Consider the following 15,179-nt stretch of genomic DNA (forward strand, 5'->3'; position numbering starts at 1 on the left):
CTCGATCCCCCACTTGCGGCAGACCCGGTCGAAGGCGCTCTGCAGCACCCGCTCGTAGGGGTAGTAGGCGTCGAGCACGGCGTCGTAGCGGTAGCCGCGGAACTCGGCGACGAACTGGTCCCACTGCTCCGCGGGGACCTGGTCGCCGACCAGCTCCTTGGTGATGGGCGTCATCGGCCAGCTGATCAGCGTGCCGTAGCAGTCGAACGACACGTACTTGGGGCGAAACTGGGGCTCGGTCATGGTGTCTGCCTTCCGATCAGTGTGCCTCTGGGAAACGGACTCCCGCTCCTGGATGAAGCCTACCCTATCTCGTTCCAGTTCCAAACTGGAACTGGAAGGGCCTTATGGAGAGTCGACCGAGATCTGCCCGCGGCGCGCCCTGCGCGTCATGGGGTCATGCTCACATTCTGGGTGAGGACCTGTGAGTCGTCGACGAAGCGCACCGACTCCAGCACGTCGTCGTGCGGAGTCAGCCGCACCGTCACCGTCCAGTTCCGAAGGCAGGAGTCGTCAGCCAGCTGATGCTGAGACGGCCCTCGAAAAGAAGGAGACGCGCTGGGATGGCTGGGACGGGGCAGAAACGCATGAGACGCCCCGATGGACGCGTGACGACGCTATTTCAGGGTGTCGCCGGGTCGATGTCCGGACGATCGCAGGTCAGCGCACATCGCATCGTCGGAGCCCGAACTCCTTGCCAGCCCGTTTCCGTTCCTTGACACGGGGAGTCGCGACGTGTCTACGCGGGCGTCTCGAGTGCCTGGCGGATCGCTGCGACCATGTCGCCAGCCTCCAGGAGGTCGCGACCTACACCGACGGCGGTCGCACCGGCAGCCAACCACTGGGACGCGTCCGCGAGCGGGATTCCCCCGGTGGGGACTATCCGGCTGTTGGGCGCGATCGCGAGGAGGGAGCGTAGATACATCACCCCGCCGACGTGAGCTGGGAACAGCTTCGCCACGCCGTGCTGCGCGGCGGCTAGGATCTCGCCGACTGTCAGCCCTCCCTCTATCAGGGGGATCTGTCCCTCGAGAACACCCCTCACGGTGGGCACTGGGCATGGGGAGACCACGAAGTCAGCTCCCGCGTCAATGGCCCTGAGAGCAGCCGACTCGTTCAGCACGGTACCGATGCCAACCAGACCGTCAGGGTGGTCCTTGCGCACCTGCTGGAGGGCCAGTGGCCAGTCCGTCGTGGTAGCCGTGAGCTCGACCATGGTCAGTCCGGCGTCGAAGCAACGGCCAGCCGCCTTCACGGCTTCATCCGCGCTCTGGGTTCGCAGCACTGGGATGATGCGCGCCCGGGACACCTGGTCGACGAAGGCAGTCACGCCGTCGGGGGAGATGTCAGGCGCCATGGTTCACCGCCTCGTTACGGATCTGTTCCTCCAGAGCGGTTCGGTCCATGGTCACGCCGTGATCTCCCAGCACCTGCAGGACCGCCCCAGCAAGGGCATGTCCCCAATGCAGAGCGTCTAACGGGTCGTGCCCGTAGTGGCGTGCAGCCAGATATGCCGCGGCGAATGCGTCGCCGGCGCCCACAGGCTCCACGACCTCGATGACTGGTGCTGGCACTCTCACCACCCGTGAGCCCACGAATGCGACTGCTTCACGTGGGCCGTCCTTCACGATGAGTTCGGACGGCTGGGGGAGTAGTCGACGGACCTCGTCAAAGGTGCGGCAGCCCCATACGTCGCCCGCCTCATCGAGGCCGACGAACACGATGTCCGCCCGTTCGGCCAGAGACCGCAGTATGCCGGCCGCCTCTGTCACGCCCCATAGGGCGCTGCGGTAGTTGACGTCAAACGACGTCCTCACGTCGGGGAGCGCGAGAACGTCCTCGACGAGGCGGCGACAGTCGTCCGACAGTGCGGGCGTGATCCCCGTGAGGTGGATGTGTGCCACGTCGGCGAGGGCTGGGGACGGGACGTGGCGATAGCTGGTGGCCGCGGAGGTGCTGCGGTAGTACCGCATGGTCGTCCCAGAACCGTTGGCGTCCTTGAAGTAGAGGCCCGTCGGGCGTTCGGGGTCGACCTCCAGGAACCTGCTGTCGACTCCGAGGTCATCGAGCGTCTGTCGCAGTCGCGCCCCGAAGGGGTCCTCGCCGACCCGTCCCGCGAAGCGTGTGGGCACGCCGAGGCGGGCGAGATGAGCGGCCACGTTGACCTCGGCGCCACCGGTGCTGAGGTGCAGGTCCGTCGCGTCCACCAGCGGAGTCCCGACGGGCGGTGTCAGCGAGATGAGGGCCTCGCCGACGCACAGGATGGTGCTCATCGTCGGGCCCCGGCGCCCGCGTCGGTCGACGCCACGGCCGCGCTGCCCCCCTGCGCCGCGAGTGCGGCGGCCACGGCGTGCAGGGCAAGACCCTGACCCCACAACTGGGGTCGGTCGTCGCGGATCACGCTGTAGCCGAAGGGAACAAGCTGCAGGACGGTCCCGGCGCTGACCCGGGTCAGGGTTCCGTCGTTCACGTAGGCGAGCGCTCCCGCAACAGCTCGCCACCCAGCCTCGACCACGGAGTCGTCGAGGCCCGGCACGACCTGGCTGGCTCGGAGCATGGCCGCCCCGAGGCCCGCGGCGGCCGAGGTTTCGAGTACGCCTGCGTTCTCCGCCTGGTCGTCGACCAGCACGCTCCACACGCCGTGGTCCGGTTGACAGGCTGCAAGGGCTCTGAGCTGGCGACCCAGGCGGGTGCGTACCTCCTCGACTGCCTGTGCGTCGGCGAGGTCCGGGCGCCGTTTCGCGAGCTCGAGGTACTCCACTGCACTCAGCGCCATCCAGGCGTTGGCGCGCCCCCAGAAGCACCTGATGGCGATTCCGGCATGGGATCCGTGGACGAAGAGATCGGTCGACTCGTCCTGGAGGATCTCGGCATGCGTGAGCCACTGGTGGCCCAGCTCCGAGGCCAGTGCCGCGTCACCTAGTGCCTCACCGAGGTGACCGAGGAACAGTCCTCCCATGAAGACGGTGTCGGCCCAGACGCCATCGGGCCAGTGCTCGATGGCGCCGTTGGTTGCGTGTGTCACGTCGGGAGAGCTTTGGAGCCACGTGAGCAACCGGGCGGCGAGGGCCTCGGACTGCGGCCTGCCGTCGAGAACGGCAGCGGTGCCGGGAGCGAGATGGTTCACGTGATCCAGGACGAGGTCGCTGCGTCCGTGCTCGTCCAGCCACGCGCTGACCCGGGATGGGAAGGACTCGCCAGCCGCCTCGGCGAAGCGGATCATCCCGAGCAGGCAGACACCCTCCCCCCAGAAGAAGTCGGGCAGGCCGTCGTGCCAGGTCTTGTCCTCGATCTGCCTCCCGAGCGACACCAGGGCATCACGCGTCAGCGCCTCGGCACCGAGTGGCGGCAGCGGCGGTGCCGCAAAGCGGCTCGAGGTGAGGTCGCTACCGGCCACGGCGCTGACCCCCCTCAGAGGACAGTGACGCGGCGACGCCGCTCTCGGGCTCGACTCGACGTCCCGCCGCGTAGTCGATGACGAGCTTCTCGCCCTCCCATTCGACCTCGAGACCAGCTGCGCCGAACTCCTGACGACAGGCCGGGTTGGCAAGGTGCGGGGGGTTCTCCGGGCGACCGTCGGGGCCGAGGCCTGCCGAGCGGCCGTCCACCGTGAATGCCTGTGACCAGGCTACGTGCAGGGCACGCCCGTCGCGGGCCGTCCAACCGACCGAAGGATCGGCCTTGCTGCCACCGAACTCAGGTTCCGTGAGCGCGCCGACGAAGTCGTCGAACGAGCCGTCCACGGCACGACGACCGACGGTGGTCACGTAGCTCCGGCCATCACCGTTGGGCCACCAGCACTGCCACGACTCGTCACCCGTCAGCTGTGGTCGCAGACCGCCGTCGGTGGCGATGGCCACGTAGCCGTCGTCCACCCGTCCGGCGAGCCATGACCCGACCTGTTGCCACTCGTCGAACAGCGCGACCGGGAACCACACGTGCGTCGTGCCGATCCAGTCCTGCTCGGGTAGGCGATGCAGCACCAGCACGGTGTCGCGGTCCTGGTGTGCCCGCGGCAGGACCAGCTGGCCCGCCCAGCTGTTCGGGCGAGCCGCCGAGCTGATCGTGTCGGCCGCCGGATGGGTGGCGAACACCTGGATCTCCGAACCCAGCGTCGCGCCCCAGATGTGCTCCTGCAGTCCCGGCAGCCCCGAGCGGTAGTCCTGGACGCTGGACAGCATCGCGTCGGGCGTGCGCCACACGCGCAGGTCCGAGCCGTAGGGACGGGCCAGCAGGTCGTGGTGCAGGCGGTACTCGCCGCGGTAGACCTGCCTGCCGTCCCACTCCTCGGGGCTGTGCTGGGCAAGCGCGCGGATCACCGGTGGCAGTGAGTAGTGCTCGGTCGTGGCCAGCGAGGTGGCAGGCAGGGTGGCGTCGTTGAGGGCACCGACACCCCACAGGAGCCACATGATGGGAGCGGTCTCCTCGAACCGGGCCGACCGAAGGGTGTGCGTGTAGGACCTGCCGTGGGCGGCTCCGTGCACTCCCTTCCACGAGTTCGTGGCGAGCGTGAGCAGACACTTGTCGAGGAGGGCCTCGGCCAGGTGTCGGAGCTCTGGCGACTCGGCGAACTCGACCAGTGAGACCAGGGCGAAGCAGTCGATGGCGAGGTAGGCATTGGAGTCGAACTCGCTGAAACCGCCAGCGAGCTTGCGATGGATCCATTCCTCCGCAAGGGGGTAGGCGTGCTCGGCGTGCTGACGCCCGGTCCAGCCGGTACCACTGAACTTCTCGTCGGCGAACATCTCACCCACCAGCAGTTCGGCGGTGTGCCAGACGAACTGATGGTTCTCCGTGAAGTAGCACATGGCGTCAAGGCCCGGCTGGTCGATCCAGTACTTGAAGGTCGTGAGGGCGTCCCGGACCTGGGTCCGGTCGTCATCCGCCCAGCAGTTCACTGGGATGCGGTGCCAGAGGTGGACGAGCCCGACGGCTTCGAAGTCCGCGCAGTCGTAGCGAGAGCCGATCATCCGCAGCGCCGTCTCGAGGTCCGCGGGGTCCAGCGGCTGGCCCGGCTCGAGGGCTTGGAGGGCCAGCGCTCGGGCCGTGCCCGGGCTGGCGGCGGCGCTGTGCTGGAGGAACTCCTGACGCCATACTCGGGGCTCGCTGCCGCTGGGGTGGTCCCGTCGCTTCTCGGGAAGGGTCGCAACCCTGGCCACCCTGAAGACCGGCACCTCGGGCTGGTCCACGCGGAGGGTCAGCTCGCTCTCGCCTGTGCTCAGCATGGAGGCAGCGCCCTCAGAGTCCGGGTCGTCGCCCGGCTGTGCCTGAGCAAGTTCGAGGGTGGCGGAGCCGCCCTCGAGCACCAGGCACTGACTGGGCCCGCCGGCCACGGAGACCAGGATCCGGCTGTCGCGTGGACCCGTCACCTTCGTCGTGCCGTCGGTGCTGACCCACGGGCCGACGCCGATCGAGTCGAGCAGCTGCTCGGCCACTCTGGACTGGTGCTCGTCCGCTCCGGGGGAGGGGACCACCACCCTGACCGGGAGACCGTGGACCCGGACCGCCGCCACGTGACGACACTCACGGAAGGCAACCTGCCACGTGGCCACCACGAGGGAGGTGGTCCCGGACTCCAGCCGGACCCTGATGGTGTGGCGGATCGGTTCCATGTAGCCGAAGTCCTCCGTCGCGAGGAGCAGCTCGCCGTCGACGAACACGGCCACCGGGCCGGTGCTCGACACCTCGAGGTCGCGGTACTCGGCCTGGTCCACCTCGAGAGTGGTGGCGGCGATGGCATGGCGGTACTCGGGGGTGTAGCAGAACCGGCTCCAGTCGACGAGCCCGTCACCACCGACGTGGGTGCGTTGCCAGGTGCCTGTGGAGGGCTCATCACCCTCGGAGCGGGTCCAGCCGATCTCCCCTCCCTCGACGACGTCCGGAGTGGCCTGCCGGGTGAGGAGCGGATGCCGTTGGTACAACAGGCGTTTCAGCGGCGCGACGTCCGGGCCGTTGGTCAGGACCCACCGGCCCTCGGCTCCCCAGGGGCTGCCGTCGGCTGCAAGCACCTGGTCGAGGTCGTCGCACGGCGAGCTCCACGCGGGGCTGACGAGCCAGTCCCGGATGTAGCCGCGCGCGTCGAGGGTGTGCACGGTCCTGCCGCTGGTCGTTGGCAAAGGGTCGACTGGTATCACTTGATGGCCCCTTGGGCGAGTCCGGCGATGATCTGACGCTGGAGGATGAGGAAGATGATCACGATCGGGACGATGGTCACGACGGACACCGCCAGGATCTGGTTGAAGGGGATGGCCTGCTGGCTGGCGAACCGGGCGATGGCGACCGGCAGCGTCTGCTTCGACTCGTCCTGGGCGACGATGAGCGGCCAGAGGAAGTCGTTCCAGCGCCAGATCACCGAGAAGATGGCGACGACGGCCAGCGCTGGACGGCTCAGGGGCAGGATGATCCGCCAGAAGATCGCCCACTCGCCGGCGCCGTCGATCCGGGCGGCTTCGATCATCTCGTCAGGCAGCGTGAGCATGTATTGCCGCAGCAGGAAGACGCCGGTCGGAGTCGCTGCCGGGGGGATGATCAGGCCCAGCAGGGAGTTGGTCATCCCCAGCGAGGCAACCATCTGGTAGACCGGCAGGAGGATCACCTGCAGGGGGATCATGATCGTCGCCAGCGTGATCATGAACAGCAACGTGCGGCCGCGGAAGTTGTACTTGGCCAAGGCGTACGCCGCCATGGAGTTGATCACCAGGGTGAGCGCGGTCGCGCACACCGTCACGATCAGGCTGTTGGTCAGGTAGTGCGTGAAGTCGAACGCCTGCAGCCCCGTCGTGTAGTTGTCGAACGTGGGGTCCTTCGGGACGATCGTCGGCGGGGTCTGGGCGAGCTCCTCCTGGGTCTTGAAGGACGACATCGCTGCCCAGACCACCGGGGCGATGGTTGCGAGGGCGCCGGCGGTGAGCAGGGCGGTGCGGACCACGGTGCTGGTCGACGGGGGACGACCGGTGGTCGAGGTCCACGTGCGCTGCTTGACGGGTGGTTCGTCGGAGCGGGATCGAGTGGTCTCGAGGACGGGTTGAGTGCTCATATCGCGTCGCTCCTGCGGCCGATGACGTAGTTGACGAAGGTCACCGTGAACACGACGACGAAGAGGATGACCGCGGCCGCACTGGCCAGCCCGTACTCGATCGGGAAGCTGAACCCGTTCTCGTAGATGTACTGCACGATCAGGGTGGTGGCGCGCACGGGCCCGCCTCCGGTGAGCGTGAAGATGAAGTCGAAGGACTGGAACCCCGCGATGGTGGCCAGGATGATGACGACCATCATCGTGGGCTGGAGCAGCGGCAGCGTGATGAGTCGGACCCTCTGCCAGGCCGTGGCGCCGTCGATCGTGGCGGCCTCGTACAAGCTGGTGTCGATCGCCTGGAGGCCGGAGAGCAGGATCATCGCGTAGAAGCCGAGGTGGATCCACGTGCCCACCATGATGATGGCGACCAGTGCGAGGTTCGGCTCGACGAGCCACCCCGGCTGGCCCAGGCCGACCGCCGAGATCGTCTGGTTGACCAGTCCTGTCTGGCGTTCGAAGGCTGCCCTCCAGATGATTCCGACGACGACCGGGGAGATCAGGACGGGCAGGAAGAAGGCAGCGCTGAGGGCGCCCCGCCCCCGGCCCTGCGCATGGAGCAGCAGGGCCAGGGCCGTGGCGAGGATCGTGGAGATGACCACGAAGCCCACCGTGAACAGTGCCGTGTGTCGCACGACAGTCCAGAACTCCGTGTCACTCAGGATGGAGCGGTAGTTCTCCGTGCCGACCGGCTCGAACGACCTGCCGTTGCTGCTGTCATAGAAGCTCAGGTTCAGACCGTTCAAGGCGGGCCAGATGGTGAACAAGGCGAAGATCACCATGTTGGGGAGCACGAACAGGTATGGCGCGATGGTCCGGGTCTGGATCCGCCGCCTGCGGGGGGCCGTCCTGGCGGGTGCCAAGGCGGTCACGATGACTCCTTGATCGCCTTGTCAATGGCTGCCGACAGGTTGGTCACCGCCGTCGCCACGTCCTGCTGTCCTGCCACGACCTTGTCGGTCTCGGCGATCAAGGCAGTTGCGGACTTCGTGAAGGCAGGGTGACCACCGGTCGCAAAGGTCTCCTCAGGCGTCTCGCCGATCTGGGAGATGAAGACGGCCATGTCGCTGTCGCGACTGGGGTACTTGACTCCTGAGGTGGTCAGGTCCTGACGGGTGGGCAGCCAGAAGGCGGTCTTGTCCACGGCGCTCTGGTTCTCCGAGCGGTTCATCCACTGGACGAACGCGGCGCCCAGCGTGGGCTCCTTGCTGCCCTTGAACGCGACCATGTACTTGCCACCGGGGAAGCCGCCGCAACGCTCGGCACACGGGTTGGGCACTGCGGCCCACTCGAACTTGGCGCTCTTGGCGAATGCCCCGACCTGCCACGGCCCGGACAGGTAGACCGGAACCTGCTTGGCCAGGAAGATCTCGTTTGCTCCCGAGTACTTGCTGCCCGACCCGAGCCAGAAGTCCTTGGGGATGACGTTGCTCTTGACGAGCTCGGTGAAGAAGGTCAGGGCCTTGGTGGCCTTGTCCTTGTCGAGGGCGTTCTTGCCGTCCTTGCCGATCATCACCGTGCCGTACTGGCTGAGCACCGTGCTGAGGCGGTTTCCGGACTTGTCGATGGCGACGGCGTACTTCATGTTGTTGGCTGCCGCCACCTTCTTCGCATCGGTGACCAGCTGGTCCCATGTCCACTTCGTCGGGACGGGCACGCCGGCCTTCTTGAAGGCATCCACATTGATCATGGGGCCGTTGATGGTGAGGTCGCTGGGCACGGCATACATGTGGCCCTCGGCATCCTGGGCGGCGCTGACCGCGCCGGGGGAGAACTCTGCGGGGTAGTCCTTGCCGAAGTACTCCTTGAAGTCGACTGCCTCGTCCGCGTACACGCGCCAGTCGGAGACTCGAGCGACCTCGGGGGCGTTGCCGGCGGAGAGCCGCGCCTGGAGGGACGTGTTGAGGTCGGCAAAGGGGAGGATCTGCAGGTTCACCTTCGCGCCGGTTTCCGCCTCGAACTTGGCGATGGCGTCCCTGGTGGCCTGCTCGTCCGGACCGTCCGTGAAGTACACGTACGTCAGGGTCTTGCCCTTGAAGCTCTTGAAGTCCACCGTCTTGGGGCCGCTGGCCGAGTCGGAGGACGAGCTCGACGAGCCGGGGGCACATGCCGTCAGGGCCATCGCCGCGAGCGCCAGGCCAGCAGTACCGATCTTCACGCGAAGTCGCATGGGGATTCCACCTCTCTGTGGATGTCATCGGATGCCGTGTCGGCCGGGATGGCTGCTCTGGCGTAATCCGTTGTTCACGTGCATACTGGAGCCTATTCCGCCACAAGGGAAGACTTTCCCATCAGGCGGGAAGCGTGACATCGCACTGCACCACCGAAAAGGGAGTCCCATGACTGACGTCAGGCTGGCCACACACCCGTCCGAGTTCGACGCACTGCCCTCGTCAGCACTGCGCGAGCGCTTCCTCGTGGAAGAGCTCTTCGCTCCCGGCGAGGTGCGCTTCTGTCTGAGCCAGGGCGACCGCGTGCTGATCGGCGGAGCCATGCCGGCCGGGCAGTCGCTCGACATCGTGGCGCCGGACGAGGTGCGCGCGGAGGCGCTCTGCGATCGACGCGAGCTGGGAATCGTCTGTCTCGCCGGCCCGGGGCTCGTCAGTGCGGACGGCGCCGAGTACGCGATGGAGGGGGAGGACATCCTGTACGTCGGCGCTGGGACGAAGTCCATCAAGGTGTCCGGCGAAGCCAGCTTCTACCTCGTGTCCGTGCCGGCGCACCGCGGGCTGCCCACGACGCTCGTCGCTCGTGACGACGCGGACGTCGTCGAGGTCGGCGAGGACTCTGCCGCCAGTAAGCGGACCATCCGCAAGTACGTCCACGGCGCAAGCGTCGCCTCGTGTGAGCTCGCCATCGGGATCACGACGCTCGCCAGTGGGAGCGTCTGGAACACCATGCCGTGCCACACGCACGACCGTCGGACCGAGACCTACCTGTACTTCGACCTGCCGGAGAACGAGCGGGTCGTCCACCTGTGCGGGGAGCCGTCCAGCACGAGGAGCATCATCGTGGCCGACCGCCAGGCCGTCATCAGCCCACCGTGGTCCGTCCACTTCGGCGCCGGCACGGCTTCCTACAAGTTCGTGTGGGCAACGGGTGGGGAGAACCTGGCCTACAACGACATGGATCCAGTCGACACGGCAGACCTTTCATGATGGAGGCGAGCTTCGGGCTCACCGGGCAGACGGCGCTGGTGACCGGAGCCGGCAGGGGGATCGGAGCAGCCATGGCCGAGGCGCTGGCCGCGGCCGGGGCCGACATCGTCCTGTGGGGACGCAGCGAGTCGAGCCTGCGCGAGACCCAGGAGACTTGTTCGAGTCTCGGTCGGGAGGTGTCGACCATCATCGGTGACCTGTCCGACCCGGCAGACGCCTCCCGCGCCGCGGGCCAGCTCGGGGACCAGCGCCCCGTCGACATCTTGGTCAACAACGCGGGCATGATCTCGCGGGCCCCGGCACTCGAGGTAGACTACGCCGACTGGCAGCGCGTCATCGCCACGAATCTCGACTCCGCCTTCGTGCTCTCCCAGGCCGTGGGCGCTGGGATGGTGGAACGGGGCAGGGGCTCGGTCATCAACACCGCGTCACTGCTCTCCTTCCAGGGCGGGATCAACGTCGCCTCCTACACAGCGAGCAAGCACGCCTTGGCCGGCCTGACGAAGGCGCTGGCCAACGAATGGGCCCAGTACGGCGTGACGGTGAACGCCATCGCCCCGGGCTACATCGCGACCGACAACACCAGCGCTCTGCGTGCGGATCCTGACCGGGAAGCGGCCATCCGCGCGAGAATCCCCGCCGGACGCTGGGGGACGCCGGAGGACCTCGTCGGCGCGGTCGTCTTCCTCGCGGGTCCATCCGCTCGATACATCACGGGCCACACCCTCGTGGTCGACGGCGGGTGGATGGCCCGATGACCGCGAGCCCGAGGATGTCGAGCGACGATCCACCGGGGGACCGGGCCACCGCGGTGGCCAAGGTGGTCCGGGTCGTGGAGGCCCTGACCGAGCACTCGGGGGTGAGCGAGATCAGCCGTAAGACGGGACTGCCCACGTCCACCGTGCATCGGATCATCCAGGAGCTGGTGAGCCTGGGCTGGGTGCGCGGAGATGGCGACCACGGGTATCTCCCGGGAGCCGGTCTCCTCACCCTGTCGGCCCAAGCGGCCTCAGACGCCGGCATGGGCATCGTCGTCCCCATCTTGGAAAGGCTGCGGGACGAGACGACGCACACGGTCCACTTCGCGATGCGCCAAGGCGACCAGGCCGTGTACGTGGCCAAGGTCGAGGGCCGGCGCGCCTACGAGATGCGCTCCAGGGTCGGGCTGGCAATCCCCGTGCACTGCACCGGCATCGGCAAGGCTCTCCTGGCAGCGCTGACGGAGGATGAAGCTCGGGCGATCCTCAGCCGTGCGGGAATGCCGGCGGCGACGCCGCGAACCATCACGGACGCCGACACCATGATCGAGCACCTGAGGGCCGTCGCACGTCGTGGGTACGCGATCGACGACGAGGAGAACGAGCTCCACACCCGATGCGTCGCCGCGGTGGTGCGCGACCACCGCGGAGTTCCCACTGGGGGCATCAGCATGTCCGCGATGGCGTTCGAGATCGACCAGAAGCGCGTTCGGGAGGTCGCTCCCCTCGTGGTGGCCGCCGCACGTGAGGTGTCGCAGGCACTGGGCTACCGACCGACGGCCGCAGATCTCGCCCCCCCACTGCGGACCCGGCAATGACCGCCTCGGACTTCGTCGGCGCCATCGACCAGGGAACGACCAGCACGCGATTCATGATCTTCGACCACGACGGGGCCGTGGTCGCCGCCCACCAGCTCGAGCACGAGCAGATCCTGCCGCGGACCGGGTGGATCGAGCACGATCCCCTGGAGATCTGGCGGCGGACTGAGAACGTCATCGAGGTGGCGCTCGACAAGGCGAAGCTGACCGCACCCAACCTCGCCGCAGTGGGCATCACCAACCAACGGGAGACCACCGTCGTGTGGGATCCCGTGACCGGCCGGCCCTTCCACAACGCCATCGTGTGGCAGGACACCCGCACCGACCGGATCGCCGCCGCTCTCGAGCGCGACGGGCGCGGGGAGGTCATCCGGGCACGTGCCGGTCTTCCGCCGGCGGCATACTTCTCCGGCGGCAAGCTGCAGTGGCTGCTCGAGAACGTCGAAGGTCTGCGAGAGGCGGCCGAGTCCGGCCGTGCGCTGTTCGGGACCACCGACACGTGGCTGTTGTGGAACCTCACCGGAGGGCGTTCCGGTGGCGTGCACGTCACGGATCCCACGAATGCCAGCCGGACGATGCTGATGGACTTGGCCACCCTGGACTGGGATGACGAGCTGCTGGGCTTCTTCGGTGTGCCACGGCGCATGCTTCCCCGGATCCGGCCGTCCGCGGACCCGGACCACTACGGCGTCACGCTGGGTGCCGGGCCGTTCCGGGGGGCAGTCCCCCTGTCCGGTGACCTGGGCGACCAGCAGGCGGCCAGTGTGGGACAGCTCTGCTTCGAGGCCGGCCAGGCCAAGAACACCTACGGCACAGGCAACTTCCTGCTGCTCAACACCGGTCCGGACATCGTCCACTCCACGCACGGGCTGATCACGACGGTCGCCTACCAGTTCGGCGAGGCGCCGCCCGCCTACGCCCTGGAGGGGTCGATCGCCGTGACCGGTTCGGCCATCCAGTGGTTGCGGGACCAGCTCGGCATCATCGGCGACGCGGCCGAGAGCGAGGCGCTCGCGCGCAGCGTCGCCGACACCGGTGGCCTGTACTTCGTCCCCGCGTTCTCAGGGCTGTTCGCCCCGTACTGGCGCCCCGACGCGCGCGGAGCCATCGTCGGCCTGTCCAGGTTTCACACGAGGGCGCATCTCGCGCGGGCGGCGCTGGAGTCGATCTGCTACCAGTCCAAGGACGTCATGGCCGCGATGGAGCAGGACAGCGGCGTCCGCCTTGACGTCCTGCGAGTCGATGGCGGGGTGACCGCCAACGACTTCGCGATGCAGGTCCAGGCAGACATCCTCGGTATTCCGGTCAGCCGCCCTGTGGTCGCCGAGACCACAGCCTTGGGTGCCGCCTACGCGGCCGGCCTGGCGACCGGATTCTGGTCCGGCGTCGACGAGCTGTCGGCGAACTGGCAGGAGTCGAAGCAGTGGGCGCCCACGTGGGATGCCCAACAACGCGAGCGCGGTCACCGCCAATGGCTCAAGGCCGTCGAGCGAACACTCGACTGGGTCGACGTGTCATGAGCCCCACCTCGGAAACCGACCGCGGCCGCAGCCACCCCGGCGGCGCGTTCGAACCCGAGCCCGCCCCGACCCGCGGCTCGCGCCGCCCCAGGAGGAACTGATGGACAGCAGCGCGCACGGTGAGCTTGGTCCGCGCCAACGAGCGGAGGCACTCGCCCAGCTGGCGTCCCGGGAGTTCGACGTCGTCGTGCTGGGCGCCGGGGTGGTGGGAGCAGGCGCCGCGCTCGACGCGGCGACCCGCGGACTGTCTGTTGCCTTGGTCGAACAGCGCGACTACGCATCCGGGACGTCGAGTCGATCCAGCAAGCTCGTCCATGGCGGGCTGCGCTACCTCGAGCAGCTGGAGTTCGGGCTCGTGAGGGAGGCGCTGCGAGAGCGGTCCCTCATCCTCAACACGCTCGCGCCGCACCTGGCGCGACCCGTGCCGTTCCTCTACCCCCTGCGGCACCGTGGATGGGAGCGACTCTACGTGGGCGCCGGTGTGGCCCTCTATGACGTCCTGGGCGGCAGGCACGGCGTCCCGACGCACAAGCACCTCAGCCGTGGGGCGGCTCGTCGTCTTTTCCCTGCCCTGCGCAAGGACGCCCTCGTCGGGGCCGTCCGCTACTACGACGGCCAGCTCGACGACGCGCGCCACACGATGATGCTCGCCCGCACGGCACGGCGGTATGGCGCGGTGTGCGTGCCGAGCGCCCGCGTCACCGGGTTTTGTCGTGAGGGAGATCGCGTCACCGGGGTCGTCGTCTCCGACCTCGAGGGCGGTGGCGAGGTCGAGGTGAAGGCCAGGCAGACCATCAACGCGACAGGTGTCTGGACCGACGACATCCAGCAGCTGGTCGGTGGGCGGGGACAGCTGAGCGTCCGCGCGTCCAAGGGCATCCACCTCGTGGTGCCGCGGGACCGGATCAACGCGACGGTCGGGCTTATCAGCCGCACCGCGACCAGCGTGCTGTTCGTCATCCCGTGGGAGGACCACTGGATCGTCGGCACCACCGACTCGGACTGGAACCTCGACCTGGCTCACCCTGCAGCGAGCCGCTCCGACATCGACTACCTGCTGGAACAGGCCAACCGACTCCTCAGCACTCCGCTGACCCATGAGGACATCCAGGGCGTGTACGCGGGTCTGCGGCCGCTGCTCCAAGGGGAGTCCGATGCCACCAGCAAGCTGTCCCGGGAGCACGCCGTCGTGACTCCCGTCGCCGGCCTCACCATGATCGCAGGCGGAAAGTACACGACCTATCGCGTCATGGCCAAGGACGCGGTCGACGCGGCGCTGCACTCGCTCGGCGCTGCAGCCCCCTCGTCCGTCACCGACCGCATCCCCGTCGTCGGCGCCGAGGGGTTCCCCGCCCTGTGGAACGGTCGCCAGCGACTCGCGGACGAGTCCGGCCTCCACGTCGCCCGTGTCGAGCACCTGCTGCACCGCTACGGCACGCTCGTCCATGAGCTGCTCGAGCTCGTCGCGGAGGAGCCCGAGCTGGGAAAGCCGCTGGCTGGTGCTCCCGAGTACCTGCGCGTCGAGATGCACTACGGCGCGAGCCATGAGGGTGCCCTGCACCTGGACGACCTCCTGGCCCGCCGGACCCGGATCAGCATCGAGACCTTCGACCGCGGACTGGCGGCGGCACCCGAGGTGGCCCGGATCGTGGCACCGATCCTCGGCTGGACAGAGGACGACGTCGCACGAGAGGTCCAGCACTACACCGCCCGCGTCAAGGCGGAACGCCAATCCCAGCAGGAGCCGGACGACCACACGGCCGATGCGGCACGACTGGGCGCTCCAGACGTACGCACGGGAGTCAAACGGGCCTGACTGCGGGCGTCGGGGAGGGGGCAGGGGCTGGCGGATG

At 68.0% G+C, this 15,179-nt stretch carries 12 protein-coding genes and 1 pseudogene; 5 read left to right on the top strand and 8 right to left on the bottom strand.

The window, feature by feature from the left end:
* The 8 genes and pseudogenes from AC1DWP_RS18075 to AC1DWP_RS18110 all read right to left on the bottom strand — a co-directional run.
* A pseudogene (locus AC1DWP_RS18075) lies at window positions 1-243 on the bottom strand (haloacid dehalogenase type II); the annotation flags it as partial.
* Between the two features lie 496 nt (window positions 244-739).
* A complete protein-coding gene (locus AC1DWP_RS18080) occupies window positions 740-1,357 on the bottom strand; it encodes a bifunctional 4-hydroxy-2-oxoglutarate aldolase/2-dehydro-3-deoxy-phosphogluconate aldolase (protein ID WP_477615881.1) in 618 nt (205 codons plus the stop codon).
* Window positions 1,347-2,273, bottom strand: coding sequence for a sugar kinase (locus AC1DWP_RS18085; RefSeq protein ID WP_477615882.1), 927 nt, complete (start codon window positions 2,271-2,273; stop codon window positions 1,347-1,349). The genes AC1DWP_RS18080 and AC1DWP_RS18085 overlap by 11 nt, the downstream gene beginning before the upstream one ends.
* Window positions 2,270-3,397, bottom strand: a complete 1,128-nt coding sequence (locus AC1DWP_RS18090) for a glycoside hydrolase family 88 protein (RefSeq protein ID WP_477615883.1) — start codon at window positions 3,395-3,397, stop codon at window positions 2,270-2,272. The genes AC1DWP_RS18085 and AC1DWP_RS18090 overlap by 4 nt, the downstream gene beginning before the upstream one ends.
* The gene (locus AC1DWP_RS18095) at window positions 3,387-6,092 is read right to left on the bottom strand and encodes a hypothetical protein (RefSeq protein WP_477615884.1); all 2,706 of its coding nucleotides are present in this window, start codon (window positions 6,090-6,092) and stop codon (window positions 3,387-3,389) included. Before AC1DWP_RS18095 ends, AC1DWP_RS18090 begins: the two co-directional genes overlap by 11 nt.
* Window positions 6,093-6,130: 38 nt before the next feature.
* Complete coding sequence (locus AC1DWP_RS18100) at window positions 6,131-7,036, bottom strand: carbohydrate ABC transporter permease (protein ID WP_477615885.1); 906 nt, start codon at window positions 7,034-7,036, stop codon at window positions 6,131-6,133.
* On the bottom strand, window positions 7,033-7,944 hold the full coding sequence (locus AC1DWP_RS18105) for a carbohydrate ABC transporter permease (protein ID WP_477615886.1): 912 nt from the start codon (window positions 7,942-7,944) through the stop codon (window positions 7,033-7,035). The genes AC1DWP_RS18100 and AC1DWP_RS18105 overlap by 4 nt, the downstream gene beginning before the upstream one ends.
* Window positions 7,941-9,242 (bottom strand): ABC transporter substrate-binding protein, encoded by a 1,302-nt coding sequence (locus AC1DWP_RS18110; RefSeq protein WP_477615887.1) that lies wholly within the window; start codon window positions 9,240-9,242, stop codon window positions 7,941-7,943. The genes AC1DWP_RS18105 and AC1DWP_RS18110 overlap by 4 nt, the downstream gene beginning before the upstream one ends.
* A gap of 169 nt (window positions 9,243-9,411) precedes the next feature.
* Between AC1DWP_RS18110 and kduI the strand changes: the two genes are divergently transcribed.
* The 5 genes from kduI (at window position 9,412) to AC1DWP_RS18135 (ending at window position 15,142) form a co-directional block, all read left to right on the top strand.
* The gene (kduI, locus tag AC1DWP_RS18115; RefSeq protein ID WP_477615888.1) at window positions 9,412-10,230 is read left to right on the top strand and encodes a 5-dehydro-4-deoxy-D-glucuronate isomerase; all 819 of its coding nucleotides are present in this window, start codon (window positions 9,412-9,414) and stop codon (window positions 10,228-10,230) included.
* The gene (locus tag AC1DWP_RS18120; protein WP_477615889.1) at window positions 10,230-10,988 is read left to right on the top strand and encodes an SDR family oxidoreductase; all 759 of its coding nucleotides are present in this window, start codon (window positions 10,230-10,232) and stop codon (window positions 10,986-10,988) included. Before kduI ends, AC1DWP_RS18120 begins: the two co-directional genes overlap by 1 nt.
* Window positions 10,985-11,806: an IclR family transcriptional regulator gene (locus AC1DWP_RS18125; protein ID WP_344130501.1), complete on the top strand. Its 822-nt coding sequence runs from the start codon at window positions 10,985-10,987 to the stop codon at window positions 11,804-11,806. The genes AC1DWP_RS18120 and AC1DWP_RS18125 overlap by 4 nt, the downstream gene beginning before the upstream one ends.
* Window positions 11,803-13,326: a glycerol kinase GlpK gene (gene glpK / locus AC1DWP_RS18130; protein WP_477615890.1), complete on the top strand. Its 1,524-nt coding sequence runs from the start codon at window positions 11,803-11,805 to the stop codon at window positions 13,324-13,326. The genes AC1DWP_RS18125 and glpK overlap by 4 nt, the downstream gene beginning before the upstream one ends.
* A 100-nt stretch (window positions 13,327-13,426) precedes the next feature.
* Entirely contained in the window at window positions 13,427-15,142 is a 1,716-nt protein-coding gene (locus AC1DWP_RS18135; RefSeq protein WP_477615891.1) for a glycerol-3-phosphate dehydrogenase/oxidase, read from the top strand.
* Window positions 15,143-15,179 lie beyond the last annotated feature (37 nt).

This window comes from Pedococcus sp. P2_F6 (assembly GCF_056403675.1).

What these genes read in the sequence shown, in the direction of transcription:
- AC1DWP_RS18080 (WP_477615881.1), bottom strand. Translation starts at nt 1,357, where the DNA reads ATGGCGCCTGACATCTCCCCCGACGGCGTGACTGCCTTCGTCGACCAG.
- AC1DWP_RS18085 (WP_477615882.1), bottom strand. Translation starts at nt 2,273, where the DNA reads ATGAGCACCATCCTGTGCGTCGGCGAGGCCCTCATCTCGCTGACACCG.
- AC1DWP_RS18100 (WP_477615885.1), bottom strand. Translation starts at nt 7,036, where the DNA reads ATGAGCACTCAACCCGTCCTCGAGACCACTCGATCCCGCTCCGACGAA.
- AC1DWP_RS18110 (WP_477615887.1), bottom strand. Translation starts at nt 9,242, where the DNA reads ATGCGACTTCGCGTGAAGATCGGTACTGCTGGCCTGGCGCTCGCGGCG.
- kduI (WP_477615888.1), top strand. Translation starts at nt 9,412, where the DNA reads ATGACTGACGTCAGGCTGGCCACACACCCGTCCGAGTTCGACGCACTG.
- AC1DWP_RS18120 (WP_477615889.1), top strand. Translation starts at nt 10,230, where the DNA reads ATGGAGGCGAGCTTCGGGCTCACCGGGCAGACGGCGCTGGTGACCGGA.
- AC1DWP_RS18125 (WP_344130501.1), top strand. Translation starts at nt 10,985, where the DNA reads ATGACCGCGAGCCCGAGGATGTCGAGCGACGATCCACCGGGGGACCGG.
- glpK (WP_477615890.1), top strand. Translation starts at nt 11,803, where the DNA reads ATGACCGCCTCGGACTTCGTCGGCGCCATCGACCAGGGAACGACCAGC.
- AC1DWP_RS18135 (WP_477615891.1), top strand. Translation starts at nt 13,427, where the DNA reads ATGGACAGCAGCGCGCACGGTGAGCTTGGTCCGCGCCAACGAGCGGAG.